At 34.6% G+C, this 24,676-nt stretch carries 21 protein-coding genes; all 21 read left to right on the top strand.

The genetic code is table 11. From position 1 onward, the window contains the following. Positions 1–153 precede the first annotated feature (153 nt). The 21 genes from rfbA to BIV16_RS09300 all read left to right on the top strand — a co-directional run bounded on the left by rfbA (position 154) and on the right by BIV16_RS09300 (position 24,597). The gene (gene rfbA / locus BIV16_RS09400; protein ID WP_075680574.1) at positions 154–1,032 is read left to right on the top strand and encodes a glucose-1-phosphate thymidylyltransferase RfbA; all 879 of its coding nucleotides are present in this window, start codon (positions 154–156) and stop codon (positions 1,030–1,032) included. A 108-nt stretch (positions 1,033–1,140) separates the two neighbouring features. Continuing rightward, the gene (gene rfbC / locus BIV16_RS09395; RefSeq protein WP_075680573.1) at positions 1,141–1,719 is read left to right on the top strand and encodes a dTDP-4-dehydrorhamnose 3,5-epimerase; all 579 of its coding nucleotides are present in this window, start codon (positions 1,141–1,143) and stop codon (positions 1,717–1,719) included. A gap of 32 nt (positions 1,720–1,751) precedes the next feature. Then, on the top strand, positions 1,752–2,570 hold the full coding sequence (locus tag BIV16_RS09390) for an NAD-dependent epimerase/dehydratase family protein (protein ID WP_242940376.1): 819 nt from the start codon (positions 1,752–1,754) through the stop codon (positions 2,568–2,570). 41 nt (positions 2,571–2,611) lie between these two features. Next, positions 2,612–4,012: an ABC transporter permease gene (locus tag BIV16_RS09385; protein ID WP_075680571.1), complete on the top strand. Its 1,401-nt coding sequence runs from the start codon at positions 2,612–2,614 to the stop codon at positions 4,010–4,012. 16 nt (positions 4,013–4,028) lie between these two features. Continuing rightward, a complete protein-coding gene (locus BIV16_RS09380) occupies positions 4,029–5,294 on the top strand; it encodes an ABC transporter ATP-binding protein (protein WP_075680570.1) in 1,266 nt (421 codons plus the stop codon). A 13-nt stretch (positions 5,295–5,307) separates the two neighbouring features. Next, positions 5,308–7,095, top strand: a complete 1,788-nt coding sequence (locus BIV16_RS09375) for a rhamnan synthesis F family protein (protein WP_075680569.1) — start codon at positions 5,308–5,310, stop codon at positions 7,093–7,095. 16 nt (positions 7,096–7,111) lie between these two features. Continuing rightward, positions 7,112–8,869, top strand: a complete 1,758-nt coding sequence (locus BIV16_RS09370; RefSeq protein WP_075680568.1) for a rhamnan synthesis F family protein — start codon at positions 7,112–7,114, stop codon at positions 8,867–8,869. 28 nt (positions 8,870–8,897) lie between these two features. Then, complete coding sequence (locus tag BIV16_RS09365) at positions 8,898–9,815, top strand: class I SAM-dependent methyltransferase (protein WP_075680567.1); 918 nt, start codon at positions 8,898–8,900, stop codon at positions 9,813–9,815. Between the two features lie 3 nt (positions 9,816–9,818). Further along, a complete protein-coding gene (locus tag BIV16_RS09360; protein WP_075680566.1) occupies positions 9,819–11,054 on the top strand; it encodes a hypothetical protein in 1,236 nt (411 codons plus the stop codon). Between the two features lie 39 nt (positions 11,055–11,093). After that, a complete protein-coding gene (locus BIV16_RS09355; RefSeq protein ID WP_075680565.1) occupies positions 11,094–12,956 on the top strand; it encodes a polysaccharide biosynthesis protein in 1,863 nt (620 codons plus the stop codon). Between the two features lie 23 nt (positions 12,957–12,979). Continuing rightward, positions 12,980–14,254, top strand: coding sequence for a DegT/DnrJ/EryC1/StrS family aminotransferase (locus BIV16_RS09350; RefSeq protein WP_143524745.1), 1,275 nt, complete (start codon positions 12,980–12,982; stop codon positions 14,252–14,254). 24 nt (positions 14,255–14,278) lie between these two features. After that, complete coding sequence (locus BIV16_RS09345; RefSeq protein ID WP_083625205.1) at positions 14,279–14,929, top strand: sugar transferase; 651 nt, start codon at positions 14,279–14,281, stop codon at positions 14,927–14,929. Between the two features lie 13 nt (positions 14,930–14,942). Continuing rightward, positions 14,943–16,115, top strand: coding sequence for a diaminopimelate decarboxylase (locus tag BIV16_RS09340; protein ID WP_083625203.1), 1,173 nt, complete (start codon positions 14,943–14,945; stop codon positions 16,113–16,115). Between the two features lie 6 nt (positions 16,116–16,121). Beyond that, positions 16,122–17,096 (top strand): ATP-grasp domain-containing protein, encoded by a 975-nt coding sequence (locus BIV16_RS09335; protein WP_075680563.1) that lies wholly within the window; start codon positions 16,122–16,124, stop codon positions 17,094–17,096. Between the two features lie 168 nt (positions 17,097–17,264). Beyond that, positions 17,265–17,783 (top strand): hypothetical protein, encoded by a 519-nt coding sequence (locus BIV16_RS09330; protein WP_075680562.1) that lies wholly within the window; start codon positions 17,265–17,267, stop codon positions 17,781–17,783. Between the two features lie 46 nt (positions 17,784–17,829). Continuing rightward, complete coding sequence (locus BIV16_RS09325; RefSeq protein WP_075680561.1) at positions 17,830–19,098, top strand: glycosyltransferase family 4 protein; 1,269 nt, start codon at positions 17,830–17,832, stop codon at positions 19,096–19,098. Positions 19,099–19,113: 15 nt separating this feature from the next. Beyond that, a complete protein-coding gene (locus BIV16_RS09320; protein ID WP_075680560.1) occupies positions 19,114–20,328 on the top strand; it encodes a nucleotide sugar dehydrogenase in 1,215 nt (404 codons plus the stop codon). Positions 20,329–20,339: 11 nt separating this feature from the next. Continuing rightward, positions 20,340–21,515: a DegT/DnrJ/EryC1/StrS family aminotransferase gene (locus tag BIV16_RS09315; RefSeq protein WP_075680559.1), complete on the top strand. Its 1,176-nt coding sequence runs from the start codon at positions 20,340–20,342 to the stop codon at positions 21,513–21,515. A 9-nt stretch (positions 21,516–21,524) separates the two neighbouring features. After that, on the top strand, positions 21,525–22,424 hold the full coding sequence (locus BIV16_RS09310) for a DapH/DapD/GlmU-related protein (RefSeq protein ID WP_075680558.1): 900 nt from the start codon (positions 21,525–21,527) through the stop codon (positions 22,422–22,424). 4 nt (positions 22,425–22,428) lie between these two features. After that, on the top strand, positions 22,429–23,502 hold the full coding sequence (locus tag BIV16_RS09305; protein WP_075680557.1) for a Gfo/Idh/MocA family protein: 1,074 nt from the start codon (positions 22,429–22,431) through the stop codon (positions 23,500–23,502). Beyond that, positions 23,503–24,597 carry a glycosyltransferase gene (locus BIV16_RS09300; protein ID WP_075680556.1) on the top strand — a complete coding sequence of 365 codons (1,095 nt, stop codon included), beginning with the start codon at positions 23,503–23,505 and terminating at the stop codon, positions 24,595–24,597. Positions 24,598–24,676: the final 79 nt, after the last annotated feature.

Genomic DNA, 24,676 nt, shown 5'->3' with positions numbered 1-24,676 from the left:
TAAATCTCCTTAAGTTTTTATTAATATCCATATTATACATCATTCGTCAAGAAAAAAAAGATGAAAACTACAAATAGATGTGATATAATGAATTGGTTTCATAGGCATGTTTATGCCTAAATAAGGAAAAAAACAAATTTGGAGGTATTATATATGAAGGGAATTATTCTTGCTGGAGGATCTGGCACCAGACTTTACCCATTAACAAAAGCGATTTCAAAGCAGATTATGCCGGTTTATGACAAGCCAATGATTTACTATCCATTGTCAACTTTAATGCTGGCAGGAATCAGAGAGGTTCTTATTATTTCAACACCAAGAGATCTTCCTGTATTTAAGGAATTATTAGAAGATGGAAGTCAGCTTGGTATGCACATTGAATATGCAGTACAGGAGAGCCCAAGAGGACTTGCTGATGCTTTTATTATTGGTGAAGAGTTCATTGGAAATGATGCTGTGGCATTAGTACTAGGAGATAATATTTTCTATGGACAGAGTTTCTCAAAAGTGTTGAGAAGTGCTGCAGAGCGTGTCGAAAATGAAGGTGGTGCAACCATCTTTGGATATTATGTAAGAGACCCAAGAGAGTATGGTGTTGTAGAATTTGATGAGAATGGTAAAGCATTGTCTATTGAAGAAAAACCAGCAGAACCAAAATCAAATTACGCAGTACCAGGTCTTTACTTCTATGATAACAGTGTAGTAGAGATTGCTAAGAATGTAAAACCATCTGCTCGTGGTGAGATTGAAATTACAAGTGTTAATAATGCATATTTAGATAAAGGAACATTAAGCGTAGAGACATTAGGACGTGGATTCGCATGGCTTGATACTGGAAATCATGACATGCTTCTTGCAGCAGCAGATTTTGTATCTGCAATTCAAAAACGTCAGGGATTGTATGTTTCCTGTATCGAGGAGATTGCTTATAAGAGAGGATTTATTGATAAGGAACAGCTTGTAAAATTAGCACAGCCGTTATTGAAAACAGATTATGGTAAGTATTTAATGGAAATCGCAGAAGGATTATAAAATAAAAGGCAAGAGTATGGCTAAATAAACTATTGTTCTAAATAATAGATTTATTTAGCTTCTTTGCATCTATATTAATTAAGCTGAAAAAGAAAAGAGGAAATTAAAATGGGAAAAATTAAAGTAACAAACGATTGTAATGGAATTAAAGGATTAAAAGTAATTGAACCTGCAGTATTCGGTGATGAGAGAGGATACTTCATGGAAACATATAACTACAATGATTTTAAAGAAGCAGGAATTGATTGTGAGTTTGTACAGGACAATCAGTCTGCATCTAAGAAAGGTGTCTTAAGAGGACTTCATTTTCAGATTAACTATCCACAGGATAAGCTTGTTCGAGTTGTAAATGGTAGAGTATTTGACGTGGCTGTGGACTTAAGAGAAGGCTCTGAAACATTTGGAAAATGGTTTGGTGTGGAACTGACTGCTGAAAATAAGAAGCAGTTCTTTATTCCAAAAGATTTTGCACATGGATTTATTGTACTAAGTGATTATGCAGAATTCTGCTATAAAGTAACAGACTTCTATCACCCAAATGATGAGGGCGGACTTATGTGGAATGATCCTGAAATTGGAGTGGAATGGCCAATGCCAGAAGGAATGACAGAAAAGGATTTAATCTTATCCGAAAAAGATAAAGTACATGGTGGAATAAAAGAGTACATTGCCAGAAAAGAAAAATAGGGGTGAACATAATGGTGAAAAAAAGAGTTCTTGTGACAGGAGCAAATGGCTATATTGGCAGACATGTTGTGAATGAACTCCTTAATAGAAACTGCGAGGTGTATGCCTGCGATTTGCGATTTGATGGAATTGACAACAGGGTACATCAAGTTCCTGTGGAAATATTTAGTGGTGATGAAACAATATACGAACAATTAGGTAAGCCAGATGTATGTATACATTTGGCATGGAGAAACGGTTTTATCCATAATGCAGAGACACATATAACAGACTTGCCGAATCACTATACATTTTTAAAACATATGATAGAGGGAGGACTCCCACAGTTAGTAGTGATGGGAAGTATGCATGAGGTTGGATACTGGGAAGGTGCTATTGATGAAAATACACCAACGAATCCAATGTCATTATATGCAATTGCGAAAAATTCTTTACGTCAATTGGTAGAACTTGTTGCAAAAGAGCATGGAACTATTTTGCAATGGACCAGAGGATTTTATATAATTGGTGATGATTTGAGAAGCAATTCCATATTTTCGAAAATTGTTCAGGCGGCTGAGGAGGGTAAGACGACATTCCCATTTACAACAGGGAAAAATTTGTATGATTTTATAGAAGTGGAAGAACTGGCAAAGCAGATCAGTTCAGTTGCATTACAAAAAGAAGTGACGGGAATCATTAATTGTTGTACCGGAAAACCTGTATCATTGGCAGATGAAGTTGAAAGCTTTATAAAAAATCATGGATATAATATAAAATTACAGTATGGAGTTTATCCAGAACGAAAGTATGATTCTCCAGGAATTTGGGGAAATCCATCAAAAATTGATAAAATTATGCAGAATGCTTAATGAAATTGTGAAAAAGTGGTGACAATTAAAGGAGTGAAAAAATGTCAAAGAAAAAACTTGCGGTGAGAGTCTTAGTTTTACTTGTCGCAGTATTGATAAATATTGGAATAATTTGCATGAAATTTCCTGCAAAAAATATAGATGTCGATGTTACAGTGAAATCTGATGTTTCAACGGAGTTTCAATTTTTCTATGCAGAGGTAAATTCGCAGGAAGGTTTTACTATACAAAACAGCCAGATAGTCAAATATGAAGTTCCAGATAAAGATGCTACGCTAACATATCAGATTCCGAGTGACACTACAATGTTAAGACTTGATTTTGCAAGCGGAAAATCATCCAACATTGTAGAAAAAATTGTGTTGAGATGTGGTAAAGTAGAACGTACAATCACATCGAAAGAGTTGTGCTCGTTAATGTCAGTAAATGAAGCCAAAGTACAGGAACAGGATGGATATGTAAAGGTAAATGCCAATTCTGAGGATCCGTTTATTACATGGAATGCTTCGACATGGAACATTGCAGATGTAGCATATCAGGGTTCACTTATGAAATCAACAGCATTAAAAGTGCTTGCATGTTTAATTATTGATTTGATGGTGATATATACTTTGATTAATATTAAAAAAATTGCAATGTTGCCAATAGAATTGTTTCAGAACAGAAAGCTGATTTTTAATCTTGCGAAAAACGATTTTAAGACACAGTTTGCAGGCTCTTATTTAGGAATAATATGGGCATTTGTTCAACCGATTGTTACTGTGCTTGTTTATTGGTTTGTTTTTGAGAAAGGTTTAAAGGCGGGAGGAATTAACACAAGAGCTGGAATACAGGTTCCGTTTGTAATGTGGTTGATTGCAGGTATTGTACCATGGTTTTTCTTTCAGGATGCACTTAATGGTGGAACGAATGCTCTGGTTCAATATAGTTACTTGGTAAAAAAGGTTGTGTTTAAAATAAGTATTCTTCCAATTGTAAAAGTAATGTCAGCTTTATTTGTACATCTGTTTTTTATTGCTTTTACATTGGTCTTGTATGCATGCTATCACTATTATCCTGACCTATATACATTGCAAATACTATACTATACATTTTGCATGATTATTTATGTATTAGGAATTGTGTATATAACATGTTCGATTGTCGTTTTCTTCAAGGATTTGACACAGATTATAAATATTATTTTACAGATTGGAATTTGGATGACCCCAATTATGTGGAACATAGATGCGATGGATTTAAGCCCAACATTGCTTACGATATTCAAATTGAATCCAATGTATTATATTGTGGCAGGATATAGAGATGCATTGATTAATAAGGCATGGTTTTGGGAGAATGCCCAATTGACAATTTATTTTTGGATTGTTACAGCACTCCTTTTTGGAGCAGGAAGTTTTGTGTTCAGAAGATTAAAGGTGCATTTTGCAGACGTGCTATAAGTAGAAAGGTTACAGTATGAGTGAGGTTGCAATACGTGTAAACAACGTTAGTAAATTATATAAATTATACGATAAGCCAATGGACCGTTTGAAAGAGTCATTGGGTTTATCAAGAAAAAAGATGTACAAGGAACATTATGCTTTGAAGAATGTTTCATTTGATGTGCACAGAGGAGAAACAGTGGGAATTATCGGAACAAATGGTTCCGGTAAGTCCACTATGCTTAAAATTATAACAGGTGTTTTAAATCCTTCTGATGGAGATGTCCAGATACAGGGGCGTATTTCAGCATTGTTGGAGCTTGGCGCCGGTTTTAACATGGAATATACTGGTATTGAAAATATTTACCTGAATGGTACGATGATGGGATTTTCGAAGGAAGAAATTGATAAAAAAATGGATGATATCTTGTCATTTGCAGATATCGGAGATTTCGTGTATCAGCCGGTAAAGACGTATTCAAGTGGTATGTTTGTACGATTGGCATTTGCAGTTTCCATTAATATTGAACCGGATATACTGATAGTGGACGAGGCATTGTCCGTCGGAGATGTTTTCTTTCAGGTAAAATGCTATCATAAGTTTGAAGAATTTAAAAAAATGGGGAAAACGATATTGTTCGTCAGCCATGACCTAGGAAGTATCAGTAAATACTGTGATAGGGTTATTTTATTAAATAAAGGAGAAAAGATATCTGAGGGAAAACCGAAAGAAATCGTAGATGAATATAAACAGATACTTGTAAAACATGACGACATGCCACTTGATGTACAGAGTAGTACAATAGAGCAGAGAGATGATGTTGTTTGGAAAAGCAAATTAAAGTTAAATCCATCATTGATTGAGTATGGAGAAAAACAGGCTGAGATTATTGATTTTGCAATTATTGATGATAAAGGTGATATCACTTCAAATATACAAAAAAATACCGAATTTACAATAAAGATGAAGGTTAAGTTTAATAAAAAAATGCAAGAGCCAATTTTTGCGTTTACAATTAAAGACTTACAGGGAACAGAGGTTACCGGGACCAACACCATGTATGAAAGAATTGATACAGGAACGGTGGAGGAAGGTGATATTCGAGTAGCAGAGTTTAAACAGGTGATGAACTTGCAAGGAAGAAACTATTTACTTGCACTAGGGTGTGTTGGTTTTCACAATAATAGGTTTAATGTATATCATAGATTATATGATGTATGTAATATAAATGTAATTTCAGATAAAAACACGGTAGGATTTTATGATATGAATTCTGAGATAAAAATATTAACTCATTAGATAAGGAGCAATTATGGTTATACAGACAGATTCTGCAAAAAGGTATGCGGTATATGTATTCTATGATAAGAATGGAATAGTAGATGAATACAACGAAGTTTTTTTGAATGATTTGAAAAAGAATCTTTCTAGACTTCTGATTATATGCAATGGAGAAATAAATGAAGAGGGACTTCAAAAGTTCAAAAAAATAGCGGATGAAGTAATTGTACGACCGAATGAGGGATTTGATATTACAGCGTATAAAATTGGTATAGAGTATTATGGGTATGAGGAACTCAGCAAGTATGATGAGATAATGGTATTAAATTCTACAAGCTTTGGTCCTCTATACCCATTTTCGGAAATGTTTGATTGTATGGCAAGAAAGGATTTGGATTTTTGGGGAATTACACAATTTCATGAAGTACCTTTTGATCCATTTGGAACAATCAAATATGGGTATATTCCAAAGCATATTCAATCTTATTTTATGGTATTCCGTAAATCTTTATTTTTAACAGATGATTTTAAAAATTATTGGAAAGAGTTGCCGGTAATTCATTCTTACGAGGAAGCTGTAGGTTTTCATGAAACGGTATTCACAAAAGATTTTGCTGATAAGGGATACAAGTGGGATGTGTATGCAAATACAGATGAATTAGAGGGATATACATATGAGGGACTTAGAGATTTCCCTAGATATATGATAGAGCGAAAACGTTGCCCAATTATAAAACGAAGATCTTTTTTTCATGAATATTCAGAGGCACTTTCAAGAAGCGGCGGAGAAGCAGCAAAAGAGGCATTGGAATATATAGAAAATAATCTGGATTATGATACGGGTTTGATTTATAAAAATTTGCTTAGATTACAGAATCAGGCAGACCTTAAGAAGAGAATGCATTGGAATTATGTGCTTTCTTCTAAAGTCAGAAAGAAAGAGAGTGGGTCACAGAAGCTTACGGTAGCGCTTGTGATTCATATATATTATACTGAACTGGCAAAATTCTGTGCTTCATATGTTACATCTATGCCTAAGGGAACAGATGTATATGTTACAGTTCCAAACGAAGAAAAAGCAGAAATTGTCAAAAATGAGTTTACAGGTTTGGATGATTATAATATAGAGTATAGAATTGTTGGCAATATAGGGCGTGATGTAGCACCATTTTTGGTTGGATGTAAAGATATTATTGACAAATACGATTTGATTTGTAAAGTGCATGATAAAAAAGTGTATCAGATTATGCCAATGTCAATTGGGGCTTCCTGGCAAACAGAGTGTTACGAGAACTTATTGAGAAATCAGATATTTGTTGAAAATGTAATTACACTATTTGAAGAAAAAAAATATCTTGGAATGTTAACGCCTCCAGTTCCAAAACATGGAGCATATTATCCTACAACTGGAAAAGGAGAATGGGGTGACAACTTCAAAGTTGCAAAGGAATTGGCAATACAACTTGGGTTGCAAGTTGACATGAATGAGGAGAAAGAACCAATTGCCCCGTTAGGTTCCATGTTTTGGGTAAGAACAAAGGCTTTGAAAGCATTATTTGCACATGATTGGCAGTATAGAGAATTCCCGGAAGAACCAATTCAGACAGATGCAACTGTCTTGCATGCGATAGAGAGAATATACCCATTTGTTGTACAACATGAGGGATATTATCCAGGGTGGCTTATGTCAGATTGGTTTGCAAAGATAGAACTTACAAACTGGGAATTTATAAATCGTGAACTTGAAAAGGCAATGTTTGAAAAAGTTGGTTATTGCGATTTTAGAGAGTTGTTAGAGAGAGTAAAGAACTTATCCTAAGAAATGGGAGATAGATATGAAATTAATTAAAGATGACATAAAGCGCTGTGCGATTTTTTTGTTTTACGATCGAGATGGCATTGTTGATGATTATGTAGTGTATTTATTAAAAGAATTAAAGAAAAATGTAGATAATATTCTTGTAGTGTGCAATGGCAGGATTCCAGAAGAAAGCGAACGGAAATTTAGGACGATAACGCAAGATATATTAGTTCGCGATAATGCGGGGTTTGATGTTGGGGGATATAGAGAAGGATTATTTTACTACGGGTTCCAAAAATTACAAAGTTATGATGAACTTATCATGTTAAATTATACATTTTTCGGACCGATTTACCCATTTGAAGAAATGTTTGATGATATGAGCAATCGTGATGTTGATTTTTGGGGAATAACAGGGCATTTTAAAGTTGAGCCAGACCCGTATGGGCAGAATAGATATGGGTATTTGCCAGAACATATTCAGTCACATTTTCTTGTATTAAGAAGAAGTCTTTTTTTGAGCAGTGAGTACAAGGATTTTATAATAAATATGAGAAATCCAAGATCATATATAGAATCGATATGTGATTACGAATCTATATTTAGAAAGCATTTTGAGGATTTGGGATTTGTTGGAGATTTGTACTGTGATGAAAAAGAGTATGAAGGATATGTATACAATCCAGTAATGTTTCGTCTCAAGGACATGCTGATATCTAAAAGATGTCCGATAATAAAGAGACGCTCATTCTTTACAAATTATCAGGATTTTATGTTGAACTCATGCGGGGAAACAACAGCAGAAGTATATGAATACTTAAAGGAAAATAATTTATATGATTTGAATTTAATATGGGACAATTTACTTCGTCTTGAAAATATGACGGAAATAAGCAGAGCGATGCAGCTTAATTATATGCTCCCAGAGAGTGAATGCCAAAAAGAATATGTGGCAGAACACAAAGTTGCAATCATAATTTATGTGCAATCTGCAAAGCATATGATAGAGTATGAGAAATATTTATCAGAAATTGACGATCATACATCCTGCGTAATAGTTGGAGAATCAAAGGAACTGGAACAAATTAAGAAAAATCCCTTTTTACAGAAAGAAAAATTCATCTATAAAATATGGGAGGGTGGTACATATGCGCAGATGCTGTGTGAAATCCTAGAAAGCGTAAAAGAAAAAGCTGAGTACGTTGGAATTTTGGAGATGAAAGACTGCGAAAAGGAGCAGCCATACAGTAATGCAGTGTCATGGCAGTACAGTGACTGGAAAAATGTAATGGCATCAAAGGCATATGTAAATAATATTATACAGACATTACGGGAAAACGAACGCTTGGGAATGTTAATACCGCCGATTCCTAATTTTGGAACTTTGTTTGCAAATGCACAGGACGGATGGTATGGAAAATACGATAGTGTAAAACATTTTTTGGAAAAAATGGACATTGGAGTAAGCATAAAGAGGGAAGATGAGCCTAGAACACCAATAGGAGGAAGCTTTTGGTTAAAGACAGAAACCCTTAAAGGAAATAAAACAGATTTTAATTGTCTGGCGAGTATGGAAGATGAAAAGGAAACATTATTAACAATTCCATTTTTGATTCAAAATGCAGGGTTTTATATAGGGACAGCTTATAATACAGATTATGCGCCGGTCTCGATTACAAATAGCGATTATCGAATGCGAGAATTGAATAAAGTCGCTTTTGAAAAATATGGACCAAGTTATCATTCAATTGTCGTTGATAGAATAAAGAAAAATGAATTTGAAGCAAAATAAGAAATAAGGTTTAGTGTGAGGAAGAAAGATGAATGAGAAAATAGGTGGAGTGACATTAAATTATCAGTACTATTCGGGTGAGGATTTGTATAGCGATGGAGATGCGATTGAAAATCGTATTCTTGAAATTGTAAAAAATGATAATGGATATGATTATGCACATCCAGATTATAACAATTGGGCAGTATTATATCATCTGAGTAGACAAAGAGAGAATATTGTTACACCTATGGAAATTGCAAAAGATGATGAAGTACTAGAGATTGGTGCCGGAATGGGAGCGGTAACAGGTGCAATTGCAAGAAAATGTAGAAAAGTAGATTGCATCGAATTATCAAAAAGAAGATCTTTAGTCAACGCAAACCGTCATAAAGACTTAAACAATATTGAAATTTTTGTTGGAAATTTTCAGGACATAGAGATTACAAAGAAATATGATGTTATAACATTGATTGGTGTACTTGAATATGCATTTCATTATATCAATAGTGAGCATCCATATGAGGATTTTATCAGAAAGGTATCGAATTCACTAAAACCAAATGGAAAACTGTATGTTGCTATTGAAAACAAATTAGGAATGAAATATATAGCAGGTTTTCATGAAGATCATCTTGGTAAACCATATGTTGGCATAGAGGGATATAAAAAGAGTGACAAGGTAAAGACTTTTAGCAGAAGCCAGCTAAAAAAGCTTTTGTTAGAAAATGGATTTTCCAGTACAGAATTCTTTTACCCATTTCCAGATTATAAATTACCAACTGTAATTTATGATGAAACAAGTATATTAACACAGAAAATAGATTTCGCATCTCATAGTAACTATGATTTGCCAGTATATGTCGGATTTGACCAAACAAAGGCGTTCCAAAGCTTAGAGGGGGCGGAAGAAGTAAAAATGCTTGCAAACTCATTTTTAGTGGAAGCAATTAAGGGGGAAGAATAATTCATGCAGTATTATAAATTCAGTGATGAAAGAAATAAAAAATATAGTATTCAAACAACGATAGTAGAGAAAAATGGCAATAAGTTTGTTGAAAAAACCCCTATATATCCAGAAGGAATAGAGCATATAAAAAATATATGTACTTATCAGGATATGTTAGAAAAGGCTTATCCAGATATTAAAATTTGTCCGGTGAAATTTGAGAAGGATAAAATTGTATTTGATTATATAGAGGGTCATTTACTGTTAGATGAGTATGAAAGATGCATGAATTTAGATGATAAGGAAGCATTTTTTGAACTGTTAGAAAAACATTACCAGATGATATGTGGTGCAGAGGATAATAAGGGGATTTTTGAGGAAAGCGAAGAGACAAAAAAATGGTTTGGAAATATGAGAGAATTTAATGGAAAACCATCTCTTAAGATTGCCAATTTTGATGCTACACCAAGCAATATTGTGGTAGGCGATAATATTAGCTTTATTGATTATGAATGGGTGTTTGATTGTGGAATACCGACGGATTTAGCTGTTTTTCATTGTATAGGAGATGCATATCTTCATCTTGAAAACCTTGAAAAATTCGTTCCACTGCAAGAGGCAATGCATATTCTCCGTGTATTCACTCCGATAGAGAAGATGAGGGAATTTTATCAAAATTTTTATAAAAATGTAATAGAAGAGAAAAATGATATTTGCTTTGCAGAAAAGAAATTTGAATGTCTTCAAGAGATAAAAAAGATTAGTGATATGCGTGATGAAATACAATATGTGCGGAGTGAATGGGAGAAGACAGCGAAAAACTGGCAGGGAAGCTGTGAAGAAAATGATCGCTTAAATAAACAAATTCAGGCATTGGTGTCAGAAAAAGACAATTTAAATGCAATAATAGACCAAAAGAATAAGGTGCAGGACAGGTTAGAACTTGACAATAAAAATTTAAATTATAAAATAGATGATTTACTGCATGAAAATGCCAAGTTAGCGCAGTACTGGAAAGACAGTTGTGCAAAGAATAGAGAACCGGTTTTATTGCAGAAAGAAAATGAACGGATTTTACAAGACAAAAAAACACTGGAGCAGCGTGTGGTATTTTTAGAGCAATGCGTATCAGATAAGGATACACATATTAAAAATATTGAGACAATGCTTATGGAAAGTAGAGAACAATATAGCGCAATTGTTAATTCAAAACGGTGGAGGGCGATAGCAAAGATAGCACGAGTATTTCATCGCTAGTAAATTCGAAGAAAATGTGAAGAATGCAAAGGAGAAAAAATGGAGAAGTTTGATAAATCATTATGGATAAAACGCATGATTTTAATTATATATGATGCAATAGCGGTGGTGGTAGCAAGTTATGTAGCTCTTTTGGTTCGATTTGATTTCTCTCTTTCTACAATACCGAATGAATATGAGGTAAGAGTATGGCAGATGCTGCCATGGAATATAGTTATTACAATATTTATATTTTTCTGCTTTAGGTTATATTCTAGCCTGTGGACTTATGCGGGTGCTATGGAATTAGTGAATATATGTGGAGCAGGAATAACAGCAGGATTTGTTTATACTTTAGTTGCTATGCTCTCATTTAGAAAGATTACGGTTCCGTTACCAAGAAGTTTTTGTGTTGTCTATACAGTTACTTTAATAGGCTTCATTTTTGTAAGCCGATATATGTACCGTGCAGTACGTGCAGTTATGCGCAAACGTGTAAAGGAAAGAGGCAAAAAGAGAGTACTTATAATTGGTGCGGGAGATGCGGGAGATGCGCTAATCCGTGAAATAAAAAACAGCAAATACATCAATATGACTGTGGTAGGTGTAATAGATGATAATAAGGCGAAGATAGGAAATTATATACATGGTGTGAAAGTTGTGGGAAATCGTTCTACAATCATTCAAAATGTAGAAGAACTTCGGGTAGAAGAGATTATTGTCGCAATGCCATCGGCAAAGGTTTCTGAAATTAAGGAAATACTTGATATATGTAAAGATACAGGATGTGAATTGAAGAGATTGCCTGGAATGTATCAGCTTGTAAATGGTGATGTAAGTGTAAGTAAATTAAAAGATGTGGATGTCAGCGATTTACTTGGAAGGGAACAGATTCAGGTCGATTTGGATTCAATTATGGACTATGTATCTGGAAAAGTGATTCTTGTAACAGGTGGAGGTGGCTCCATAGGAAGTGAATTATGCCGCCAAATTGCAGCACATCAGCCAAAGCAGCTTGTTATTATCGATATATATGAAAATACTACATACGATATACAGAATGAATTACGTCATAATTATCCAGATTTAAACTTGGTGGTATTAATTGCATCTGTGCGTAATACGAAAAGAATAGATCAGATATTTGAAAAATACAGACCGGATATTATTTATCATGCTGCAGCACATAAACATGTTCCACTTATGGAAGATAGTCCAAATGAGGCTGTTAAAAATAATGTTCTGGGAACATGGAAGGTAGTTCAGGCAGCGGATAAATGGAAGGTAAAGCGTTTTGTGATGATTTCAACAGACAAAGCGGTAAACCCGACCAATATTATGGGTGCAACCAAGAGAATCTGCGAGATGATTATTCAGACCTACAACAACCGTTCCGAGACAGAATTTGTTGCAGTTCGTTTTGGAAATGTATTGGGAAGCAACGGCAGTGTAATCCCGCTGTTTAAAAAGCAGATTGAAGCAGGAGGACCTGTGACGGTGACACATCCGGATATCATCCGGTATTTCATGACGATTCCGGAGGCTGTTTCGCTTGTATTGCAGGCGGGAGCTTACGCAAAGGGTGGAGAGATATTTGTCCTTGATATGGGAGAGCCGGTTAAGATCGTAGACCTTGCACGCAATCTGATTCTTTTATCGGGACACAGACCGGATGATGACATCAAAATAGAATTTACCGGATTAAGACCGGGAGAAAAACTGTATGAAGAGATGCTGATGGCAGAAGAGGGCATGCAGGATACAGAGAATAAGCTGATTCATATTGGAAAGCCAATCAAGATGGATGAAGACAAATTTATGGAGCAGTTAGAAGAATTAAAAGAGTACGTGGTAGAGGAGCCGGATGATATTAGAGACTGGGTACAGAGAATCGTTCCGACTTATACACCGATGAATTTATAAAGATGATAAAAGAGGGTTCTGAAATGTTAGAAAAAGAAACAAATACAGTAAAACCATTGGAACAGAAAGTATGGTTATCGTCTCCGACCATGCATGGAGATGAGTTGGAGTACGTGAAAGAAGCCTATGAGACAAACTGGATGTCTACGGTAGGGAAAAATATCAACGAGGTGGAACGTCTTGCCTGTGAAAAGGTGGGCTGTAAATATGCAGTGGCATTGTCGGCAGGAACAGCGGCGCTTCATATGGCTGTAAAACTTGCCGGAGTAAAACCGGGAGATAAGGTATTTTGCTCTGACATGACATTTTCCGCAACGGTGAATCCGGTTGTATATGAAGGCGGAGAGCCTGTATTTGTTGATACAGAATATGATACCTGGAATATGGATCCTGTGGCATTGGAAAAAGGGTTTGAACTTTATCCAGATGTAAAAGTGGTTGTAGTTGCCCATTTATATGGAACACCGGGAAAGATAGAGCAAATCAAAGCGGTTGCAGACAGGCATGGTGCAAAGATTATTGAAGATGCGGCGGAATCGTTAGGTGCGTCCTATAAAGGACAACAGACGGGAACATTTGGAAACTTTAATGCGATTTCATTTAACGGAAATAAAATAATTACCGGTTCAGCCGGAGGAATGTTTTTGACAGACAGCAAAGAGGATGCAGAGAAAGTAAGAAAGTGGTCGACACAGGCAAGAGAGAACGCACCGTGGTATCAGCATGAGGAAGTTGGCTATAATTACAGAATGAGTAATGTGATTGCGGGAGTTGTGAGAGGACAGTTTCCATACCTTGAAGAGCATATTGCTCAGAAAAAAGCAATCTATGAGCGTTACCAGAAGGGGTTTGAAGGATTACCGGTAACAATGAATCCGTTTGATGCCGAAAACAGTGTGCCGAATTTCTGGCTTAGCTGTATGCTGATTGATAGGGATGCAATGTGCAGACAGGTCCGAGGCGAACAAGAGTCACTTTATCTTCCGGAGCATGGAAAAAGCTGTCCGACAGAGATATTAGAGACGATTAGCAGTATCAATGCTGAGGGGCGTCCAATCTGGAAGCCAATGCATATGCAGCCGATTTATCGTATGAATGGATTTGTAACAAGAGAAGGTAATGGAAGAGCGAAAACGAATGCATATATAGCGGGTGGTGCAGTCAGCGAGAAAGATGGGCTGCCATTGGATATAAGTATGGATATTTTTAACAGAGGATTATGCCTGCCAAGTGATAACAAAATGACACCGGAGCAGCAGGACAGAATTATTGAAGTGATCAGAACTTGTTTTGAATAGACAATTAATGGTAGGAAGTTGGATATGAATGATAAGAAAAAGCAGGATAAAAGAAAACATAAGCAAGGTATTTATGAAAAATATATAAAGCGCCCACAAGATTTTATATGTGCTTTGCTGGCATTAATCATATTATCACCAGTGATTTTAATAACAGCTGTTTTAGTTAGAATTAAGCTGGGTTCTCCTGTTATTTTTAAACAGGAAAGACCAGGACTTAATGGAAAAATATTTGTTTTGTATAAATTTAGAACAATGACTGATAAAAAAGATAAAGGTGGAAATCTATTACCAGATGATCAAAGATTAACAAGATTTGGTAAGATGTTGCGCTCTACAAGTCTTGATGAACTATTAGAATTAATAAACATTATAAAAGGAGATATGGCTGTTGTTGGACCAAGACCATTATTAGTTAAATATTTGGGATTATACAATGAACATCAAGCAAGACGGCATGAGGTGAGACCTGGGTTTACCGGATATGCACAAGTACATGGCAGAAATTCAATTACTTGGGAAGATAAATTTGATAAAGATGTATATTATGTTGATCATATTTCCTTTCTGGGTGACTGGAAAATTATATTCCAGACTATACGAACTGTGGTGAAAAGAGAAGGTATTAGTTCAGACACTTCTGAAACAATGGAAGATTTTGATGGGACAAACTAAGGAGGTACGTTATATGGAGCTTAAAACACCTTATTTTAGGATAGATAAGGAGAAATTAGATAAAAATATTAATGATTTTGAGCAAGCTTTAAATGCTATATGGCCAAATTCTCAGCTCGCTTATTCCGTTAAAACTAATTCATTACCGTGGTTGATAGAATATTTACATTCAAAAAATGTATATGCTGAAGTGGTTTCTGACGAAGAATATCGTCTGGCTCTAAAATGTGGTTTTAGTGATGATCAAATCATTTATAACGGACCTATTAAAGGGAATGATTTATTTATACAGGCATTGGAAAAAGGTGCTATTGTAAATATTGATTCTAAAAATGATTTAAAATTAATTAATGAAATTAATAAAACTTCGGAAAGTAACATTGGAATTAGAGTAAACCCAAATCCAAAGATATTTGATAAAAAAGATATTGAATATGTCGAGGATGGTTTCAGATTTGGCTTTTCTGATGATAACGAAGAATTAGAGCGGGCTATAAAAATAGTACAAACTAAAAGTGATTCAGTAGGATTACATCTACATTGTAACAGTATAACTAGAAGTAAAGATGTATACATATCGTTAGCGAAATATGCCGTGAATGTTATAAAAAAATATAAATTAAATATTTCATACATTGATATGGGAGGAGGATTCTTTGGAGGTGTACCAGGAAAAACAACTCAGGCTGAATACATTAATGCTATTAAACAAATATTTGAGCCTATAGTTGATGTAAGGAAAACAAAGTTATATGTTGAACCGGGATCAGCAATTATTGGTTCAGTAGTAGACTTAGTTACATCCGTAATAGATGTTAAAAATACGGCAAATGCGAGAATTGTTACTACAGATGGAAGTAGGATACATATAGATCCATTATGGATTAAAAAGGGATATATGTACTCATTAGAAACTCAAAGGGAAACAATAAATAATAGGCAAATAATATGCGGATATACTTGTATGGATCATGATCGCTTAATGGTAATTGAGAATGAGAAGGAATTATCAATAGGTGATAAAATAATTTATCACAGAGTAGGAGCTTATACGATGACATTTGGAGGAATGTTTATTCGTTATTATCCTGATGTTTACGTATCTGATTCTAAAAAAGTTGAATGTGTGAGAAAACAAGTAACTGTAGATGATTATTATAACATTCATAGTAATACAAGGAGATGATTTAAGATGAATATTTTAATGTGTAGTGTAGGTAGACGTGGAGAATTATTGAAAGATTTTAAAAATAGTATGTCAGAAAATTCAAAAATAATTGCAACTGATATGAGTGTAATTGCACCAGCTATATATATGGCAGATAAATTTTATATTGTTCCCAAAATAACGGATGATATATATATTCCAACAATTCTTGAAATTTGTAAAAAAGAAGAAATACAAATGGTTACTACATTGATTGATCCAGAAATTATGCTACTTGCAGAACATAGAAGTGAATTTGAAGCCATAGGCGTAGAAGTATTGGCTCCTTATAAAGAAACAGCAGAAATATGCTTTGATAAATTTGAAATGTTTCGATACTTACAGAATCAGAAAATAAAAACTGTATTAACCTATGGGGATATCGGATCATTTAAAAAAGGGTTGACGGAAAACAAAATTGAGTTTCCGGTATTTGTTAAACCAAGAAGAGGAAGCGGTTCAGTGGGCGCTCGTAAGATATCAGATATGAATAATCTAGAGAAAGCATTTAATGCAGATCCAACTTTAATTATTCAGGAATTTATGGGCGATGCATTGGACATAGATGCGGATATTTATGTCGATACTATCAGCAAAAAAGTAGTTTCGTTATTTAGTAAAAGAAAATTGGAAACTAAAATCGGTGGTGCAAGTAAAACCATATCATTTAAAGATGAAAAGTTAAATGATTTTGTTGTTGAAGCACTAAAACATTTTCAATTTAACGGTCCTATGGATATGGATTTATGGTATCGAAACGGAGAATATTATCTTTCAGAAATCAATCCTCGTTTTGGAGGGGGATATTTACATGCATATGGTGCTGGAGTTGATTTTGTAAAGCTGATTAACAATAATGTTAATGGAATAGAAAATCAACCATGTTTTGGAAACTATGATGATAATGTAGTAATGATGATGTACGATAGCGTTGTAATTCAAAAAATAGATAGTATATAAAAGACAGTTGATAAAGTATTAAGCTGGATTTTTTATAAGAATCAGAAAAAACTGTTTCTTTTAGATTTTGGAGATAGAAGAAAATTTCTAGTTTAAACTTAAGTACTGGAAGTCTGAGAATTGGTGGAAATAGTATGCTTTTTTCCTTATAAACGAAAGGAGTCTGTGATGAAAAAAGCAATATTGATTAGTTGTTTTGATTGGTTTGAAAAGCGATTAGAACCAATCATGGAACTGCTAGAAAAACAGTATAAAGTTAATGTTCTACTGTCAGATTTTAATCACATAAAAAAGGAAAAAATATCCTGTTATGAAAAATTATCAAATGGTATATCGAAAACATTCATAGATAAGGTGTTGAAAAAACCAACAGATGAATGTCCGTATTATAGATTGACCAATTATATGGATGGAAGAAATGGATTTTATCGTTATGAATATCACACAGATCAAATTGGGTACGGACCGTATCAGCAATCCTCTGAATTTTTGATGGGCTATTGGGCGTTTTGCACAGAAAATGATGAGATATCAAAAGCGTATGCTTATACAGTATCTAAATTTCCATTCGATGATGAAGGGAAAAAAGTGTATATGGATTCTGTTACGATAAGAAATCGCAACCCGATTTTCATGATGGAAAACTATGAGCAATTATTATGCTATTTAGCATCAGAATTAAAATAGCTGATTTCAGAGAATGTTAAGAAAAAGAATATTTGGAGAATAGAGAATGAAAAAAAAGGTTTGGATATTAAATCATTATGCAGCAACCATGTTGGAACAAAAAGGCGGACGCCATTATTGGATGGCAAAAGAGCTGTTAAAAAAGGGCTATCATCCAATTATTTTTTGTGCGGATGTGGTACATAATTCAGAAAAATCCATAGAGATAAAGGATAGATATGGAATTCAGGAACAGGATGGCATTACATTTGTTATAGTAAAAACAAGTCCCTATGTTGGAAATGGAATAAGCAGAATAAAGAATATATTGAGTTTTTACAGAAATGCAAAAAAAGTTGCAGTACAATATGCAAAAGAGAAAGGAAATCCAGACATAATATTGGCTTCAAGTGTTCATCCGCTTACCAGTGTGGCAGGAATCCAGCTTGGGAAAAAAATGAAATGTCCTTGCATAGCTGAAATTAGGGATTTGTGGCCAAAAGAGCTGATAGATATGGGAGCACTGACAGAACAACATCTAGTGTCAAAGGTATTATACAAATTAGAAAAGTGGATTTATACAAAAGCAGATGCGGTTGTTTTTACAATGGAAGGTGGAAAGCAATATATCCGTGATCACAAATGGGATGTGCAAAATGGTGGAAATATAGATCTTAATAAAATTTATTACATTAACAATGGTGTAGACGTAAGTGCATTTGAGGAAAATGCTAAAAAATATCCATTTACAGATGGAGATTTGGATAATGTAGAGAAGTTTAATTTTGTCTATACAGGTTCAATCCGCAGAACAAATCAAATTGACACATTATTAGATGCTGCAAAGGAACTCCAAGATAAAAATATTCAGATTTTGTTATGGGGTGCAGGGGATTATGTGGAATCAATACAAAAACGGATTGAATCTGAAAAAATTACAAATGTAAAATATAAGGGTGTTGTGAAAAAAAGCCAAGTTCCGGGGATTTTACAGAAAAGTGATGTTAACATTATTCATTGGAATGATATGGATACATTGAAATATGGTTGTAGCTATAATAAAATGTTCGAATATCTGGCTGCGGGACGGCCAATATATTCAACAGTGCATGTTGGATATAGTATCATAAAAAACGAGCAGTGCGGAATTGAAGCATCAGGTCGTACACCAAAAGATTTTGCAAAGGATATGACTGATATTTGCCGAATGTCAGAAGATGCCAGAAAAAAATATGGAGATAATGCAAGAAAAACGGCAAAACAATTTGATTTTAGTGTACTGACAGATAAACTAATACAGATTATAGTTATTTTGACAGAAAAAAAGGGTAAGTAGAAGAGGAGAAGAGATATGAGCAAAAAACATATAATTGCAGTTGCAGGGACTGGATACGTAGGGTTATCAAATTCTATTTTGCTGGCACAGCATAATGAGGTGTATGCGGTTGATGTCATTGCAGATAAAGTGCAAATGATAAATGAAAAAAAGTCACCTATCGTGGACAAAGAGATTGAAGAGTATCTTAAGGAAAAGAAACTTGATTTAACAGCAACGTTAGACGCTGAGGCAGCTTATGCAAAAGCAGAATTTGTAGTCATTGCTACACCAACAAATTATGATGTAAAGAGAAACTATTTTGACACTTCATCTGTTGAGAGTGTAATCAATATAGTAAAAAGGGTGAATCCAAAGGCAACTATTGTAATTAAATCTACAATTCCGGTTGGATATACAAAAATGGTGTGTGAAAGACTAAATTATTCTAATATCATATTCTCGCCGGAGTTTTTAAGAGAAGGAAAAGCATTATATGACAACTTGTATCCAAGTAGAATCGTAATTGGAGTACCAGAAGGAGAGAAAGCACTTCAGGAGAAGGCAGAATTGTTTGCAAGTTTATTGAAACAGGGCGCAATTAAACAAGATGTTGAAGTATTGTACACACATACAACGGAGGCAGAGGCTGTGAAGTTGTTTGCTAACACATATCTTGCTATGCGAGTTTCTTTCTTTAATGAGCTTGATACATATGCCGAGAGCAAAGGATTAAATGCAAAACAGATTATTGAGGGAATGAGCCTTGATCCTCGAATTGGAAAACATTATAATAATCCATCTTTTGGATATGGTGGTTATTGTTTACCAAAGGATACAAAGCAGATGCTTGCAAATTTTGAGGATGTACCAAATGATATAATCAAGGCTATTGTAAATGCTAATCAGACACGAAAGGCATTTGTAACAGAACAGGTTCTGAAAAAAGCTGGTTATCCAGAAAAAAAAGATGTAGTAATTGGAATATATCGATTGATTATGAAAGCAAACTCCGACAACTTTAGAGAATCGGCTGTACAAGGGGTTATGGAAAATCTCTTAAATCATGGTGTGGAAGTTGTAATTTACGAACCAACGTTAAAGAAGGCGGATTTCGATGGAGTTCCTGTTGTGCAGGATTTTGTGGAATTTTGCGATAAGTGTGATTGCATTATTGCGAATCGTATGGATGAAAAATTAGAACAAGTAGAAGAAAAAGTATATACAAGAGATATTTACGGTGCGAATTAGGAGGAAGAAAAATGATACCTTTGATGAATTTAGACAGACAATATGCAAATTTACAGGAGAAGCTGGATGCGGCAGCTTTAAAAGTACTTCACTCGGGTAATTATATATTAGGAGAGGAAGTAACAGAGTTTGAAAAAGAATTTGCAGCATATTGTGGTGTAAAATATGCGGTAGGAGTTGGCAATGGAACAGATGCACTTGTGATTGCGTTACAGGCCTGTGGAGTAAAAGCTGGTGATGAGGTTATTACATGTGCGATGAGTTTCTTTGCCACGGCAGAAGCGGTAGGAGTTGTTGGGGCAAAGCCAGTATTTGTAGATTGTACAAAAGACACCTATCTGATTGATGTAGATGCAATTGAAGAGAAAATTACAGATAAGACAAAAGCGATTATTCCGATTCATTTGTATGGACAGTGTGCAAATATGGATAAGGTAAGAGAAATCGCTAAGAAACACAATTTAATGGTGATTGAAGATGCAGCACAGGCAGCAGGTGCAGAATACAATGGGAAAAAAGCGGGCTCGCTCGGAGATGTAGGATGTTTTTCTTTTTTCCCTACAAAAAATCTTGGCTGTGCTGGAGATGGTGGAATCATTACGACAGACAATGAAGAAATTTACAAGCAGTGTTTGGCATTGAGAGTTCATGGAAGTGGATTAAATGGTTTATTTACATATGGTAAAAGAAAAAATATTGAGGTTTCGGAGGAAAAAGTTGATTTTAACGGAAATTTACCAAAATACTATAATTTTGTATTAGGCCATAATTCTCGTTTGGATGCGTTACAGGCTGCGCTGCTTCGGGTAAAACTACCTCATTTGGAAGAGTGGAATGAGACGAGAAGAAAGTATGCAGAGGAATATAATGAGAAAATTAATAACCCTGTAATTTTGAAACCGGTTTGCAAAAACGAAAATCTACACATTTATTATGTATATGTAATTGTGACAGAAAAAAGAGATGAGTTGCGAGATGCAATGAAGGAAGCAGGGATTGCAACTGGAGTATATTTTCCAGTGCCACTTCATTTGCAGAGAGTATTTGAGGATTTAGGATATAAAGCAGGTGATATGCCTAATGCAGAATATTTGGCAGCACATAGTCTTGCAATACCGATGTTTGCTGAATTAACAGAGGAAGAAAGAAAGAAAGTTATTGACGTAATTAATAATTTTGAAGGGTGAAAATAGGTTATGAAACTTTCAAAAATAGTGGAAGAAATTGATGGAAAACTGATAGCTGATGGTGAGTTTGAGGAAATGAACTATTGCACAGCAGAGGTTGAAAAAGACTTCTTGACCTTTATGGAAAATCCTAAATTTGTTGAAAAAATAAGTCCATATGTTACATGCATTATTTGTACTGAAGAACTTAAGGATAGATTGCCGGAACATATAAGGGGGATTTTTATATCAGAAGAACCTAAGTTTTGTTTTCATAAATTGTTTCATAAAATGAATCAGAATAGAGTGAAAGAGGACAAGAAGACACATATAGGTCAAAACTGTAAAATAAGTCCAATGGCTGTTGTGGCAGAGAACAATGTTATTATAGGGGATAATGTTACGATTGAACCATTTGTTATGGTAAATGAGAATGTTACCATCGAGGATGGATGTATAATACATTCTAATGTTGTCATTGGAGGAAGAAGTTTTTCAGAGGCAAGAAGTAGGAATGGTGAAATGTGTGGACTTGATAATATGGGAAATACTGTGATTGAAAAGAACGTGGAAATTATGTCAGGGACACATATTGCACAGGGAATATGGAAAGATGATATTACACATATAGGTGAAAATTCTAGAATAGATGCAATGTGTCATATTGGTCATGGAGTGTCTATTGGAAATAGTGTATTAATAGCAGCCGGGGCAGTTATTGGAGGTAATACCAGAATAGGTGATAACGCATGGGTTGGAATAAATGCAACGGTATCTAACCGTCTTAAAATAGGCGAAAATGCCAGAGTTAGCTTAGGGGCAGTTGTAACAAAAGACGTTGAGCAAGATATGACAGTTACAGGAAATTTTGCGATTGAACATAGAAAGTTTATAGAGCAGATAAAAGAAAACAGTAGAAGAGGTATATAATAAGATGAAATATGCATTAATTGGATGTGGAAGAATAGCTACAAATCATATAAAGGCAGTATTAAATAATGGACTAGAATTAGTGGCAATGTGCGATGTAAAGCAAGACCATATTACTGCCTTAATGGAAAAACATGGACTTGAAAAAGACCAAAGTATTAAAAAATATACTGATTATAAGAAAATGATAGATGAGAATGAACTTGAATTGGTTAGTATTGCGACAGAGAGTGGGTTACATGCAGAAATTGCTTTATACTGCATTGATCATGGAGTTAATGTCATTATTGAAAAACCAATGGCAATGAGTATTGCAGATGCAAATGAAATTATAAGACGTTCAAATGAAAAACATGTTAAGGTATCTGCATGTCACCAGAATAGATTTAATATTGCAGTTCAGGAAATGAGAAAGGCAGTTGAAAGTGGACGTTTTGGAAAATTATCACATGGTTCTATTCATGTAAGATGGAATCGTAATAAAGAATACTATACACAGGCCCCATGGCGTGGTACATGGGCGCAGGATGGTGGAGCACTAATGAATCAGTGCATTCATGGGATTGACCTTTTACGCTGGATGTTAGGAGATGAAGTGGAAGAGGTTTATGGTGTTACCAGACAGCAGCTTCATGACTATTTAGAGGCAGAAGATATTGGAATGGCAGTTGTCAAATTTAAAAATGGCGCAATTGCAACAATTGAGGGAACTACGAATGTATTTCCTAAAAATCTAGAAGAAACATTATATTTATTTGGAGAAAAAGGAACCGTTAAGCTAGGTGGAAAATCAACAAATAATATTGACGTATGGGATTTTGCAGATGAATCAGAAGCAGACGAAAAAAATAAGGGATTAGAAGAGGAAACCTGTAATGTATATGGCAATGGTCATACAAGCTTATTTGCAGATATGATAGATGCAATTAAGAATGACAGAAAACCATATGTGGATGCAGTTGCAGGAAGAAATGCTTTGGAAATGATTTTAGCAATATATAAAAGTCAGAAAACAGGAGCACCGGTGAAATTACCATTAGAAGATTTTGCAAGTATTGATATGCAGGGAGAATTTTAAATGAATATTACAATGCTGCTTACAAATGCATTCGAAATGGATGTGCGTGTATATAAAGAGGCACGTTATCTGATTGAACAAGGCAATAGAGTAACGATTTTGTGTTGGGATAGAAATAAAGATTCAAAATTAAAAGCAATGGATTCGAAGGATGATATAGACATTGTCCGTTTCAAGGAGCCATCCGTAGCAGGTTCGGGATATAAACAGGCTGGTGCTTTCCTAAGATATGCCTTAAAATGCAAAAAGTATTTGAAAGAACATCAAACTGATTATGTTCATTGTAATGATTTAGATGGAATGATGGCATATCAGATATGTGGAAAAAGAAAACCATATGTTTTTGATATGCATGAATATTACATATGTGGTGGTAAGTTCAAACAGAAAATCATAAAAGGGTTAGTAGGATATTTTATAAAGAATAGTCACTATTCTTTATATGAGAATGATGGGTATTTAAAATTATATCCTACAGATGTTACGAACCATTTACTTCCTTTAAAAAATTATCCAGATGAAAAATGTCTGCAACCTCTAGACAAAACGCCGTCTGAAATATTCAGAATAGGGTATCATGGTTGCGTACGTGGTCAAATACCAGAATTTAAGGCATTGTTTGAGGCGTGTAAGGATATGCCGGATGTTAGGATTGATATTAATGGAGGTGGAATTGATTTAGAGGAATTAAATAGACTGCAGGAAAAATACGATAATGTATTTGTACACGGTCCATATGACGGGATGAGTGAGTCAAATCGATTATATCAAAACACAGATGTGTTATACTGTGGCTACAATCCTAATAATCCTAATTACCAGGGAGATGCTGAAGTTGTGAAGTTTTACGAGGCAATTGTTACAGGAACACCTATGATAATGACAGCATCCCTTGGAATGGGTGATAAGGTGCGCAAAATGCAGATAGGAATTACTGCAGACACAAGAGAAGCTGAGGATGTAAAAAAGGCAGTTTTGTTTTTAAAAGAAAATGAAAAGAAATGTCACCAGTTTAGAGAAAATATGTTACAAATCAGCAGTACATATAAATGGGAAGAAGCAGTAAAAGTTTTGGACAAAGTATATGAGATATGAAGCGGAGTAGGTTGTATTGAAGATTAAATTAAAGCACAAAATTTTACAGGATAGAGATGATATATTTTGTTTGGCAATT

The organism is Roseburia sp. 831b (assembly GCF_001940165.2).
In the GTDB taxonomy this organism is placed as follows: Bacteria; Bacillota; Clostridia; order Lachnospirales; family Lachnospiraceae; genus Roseburia.
This window is presented reverse-complemented; position numbering and strand designations above follow the sequence as displayed.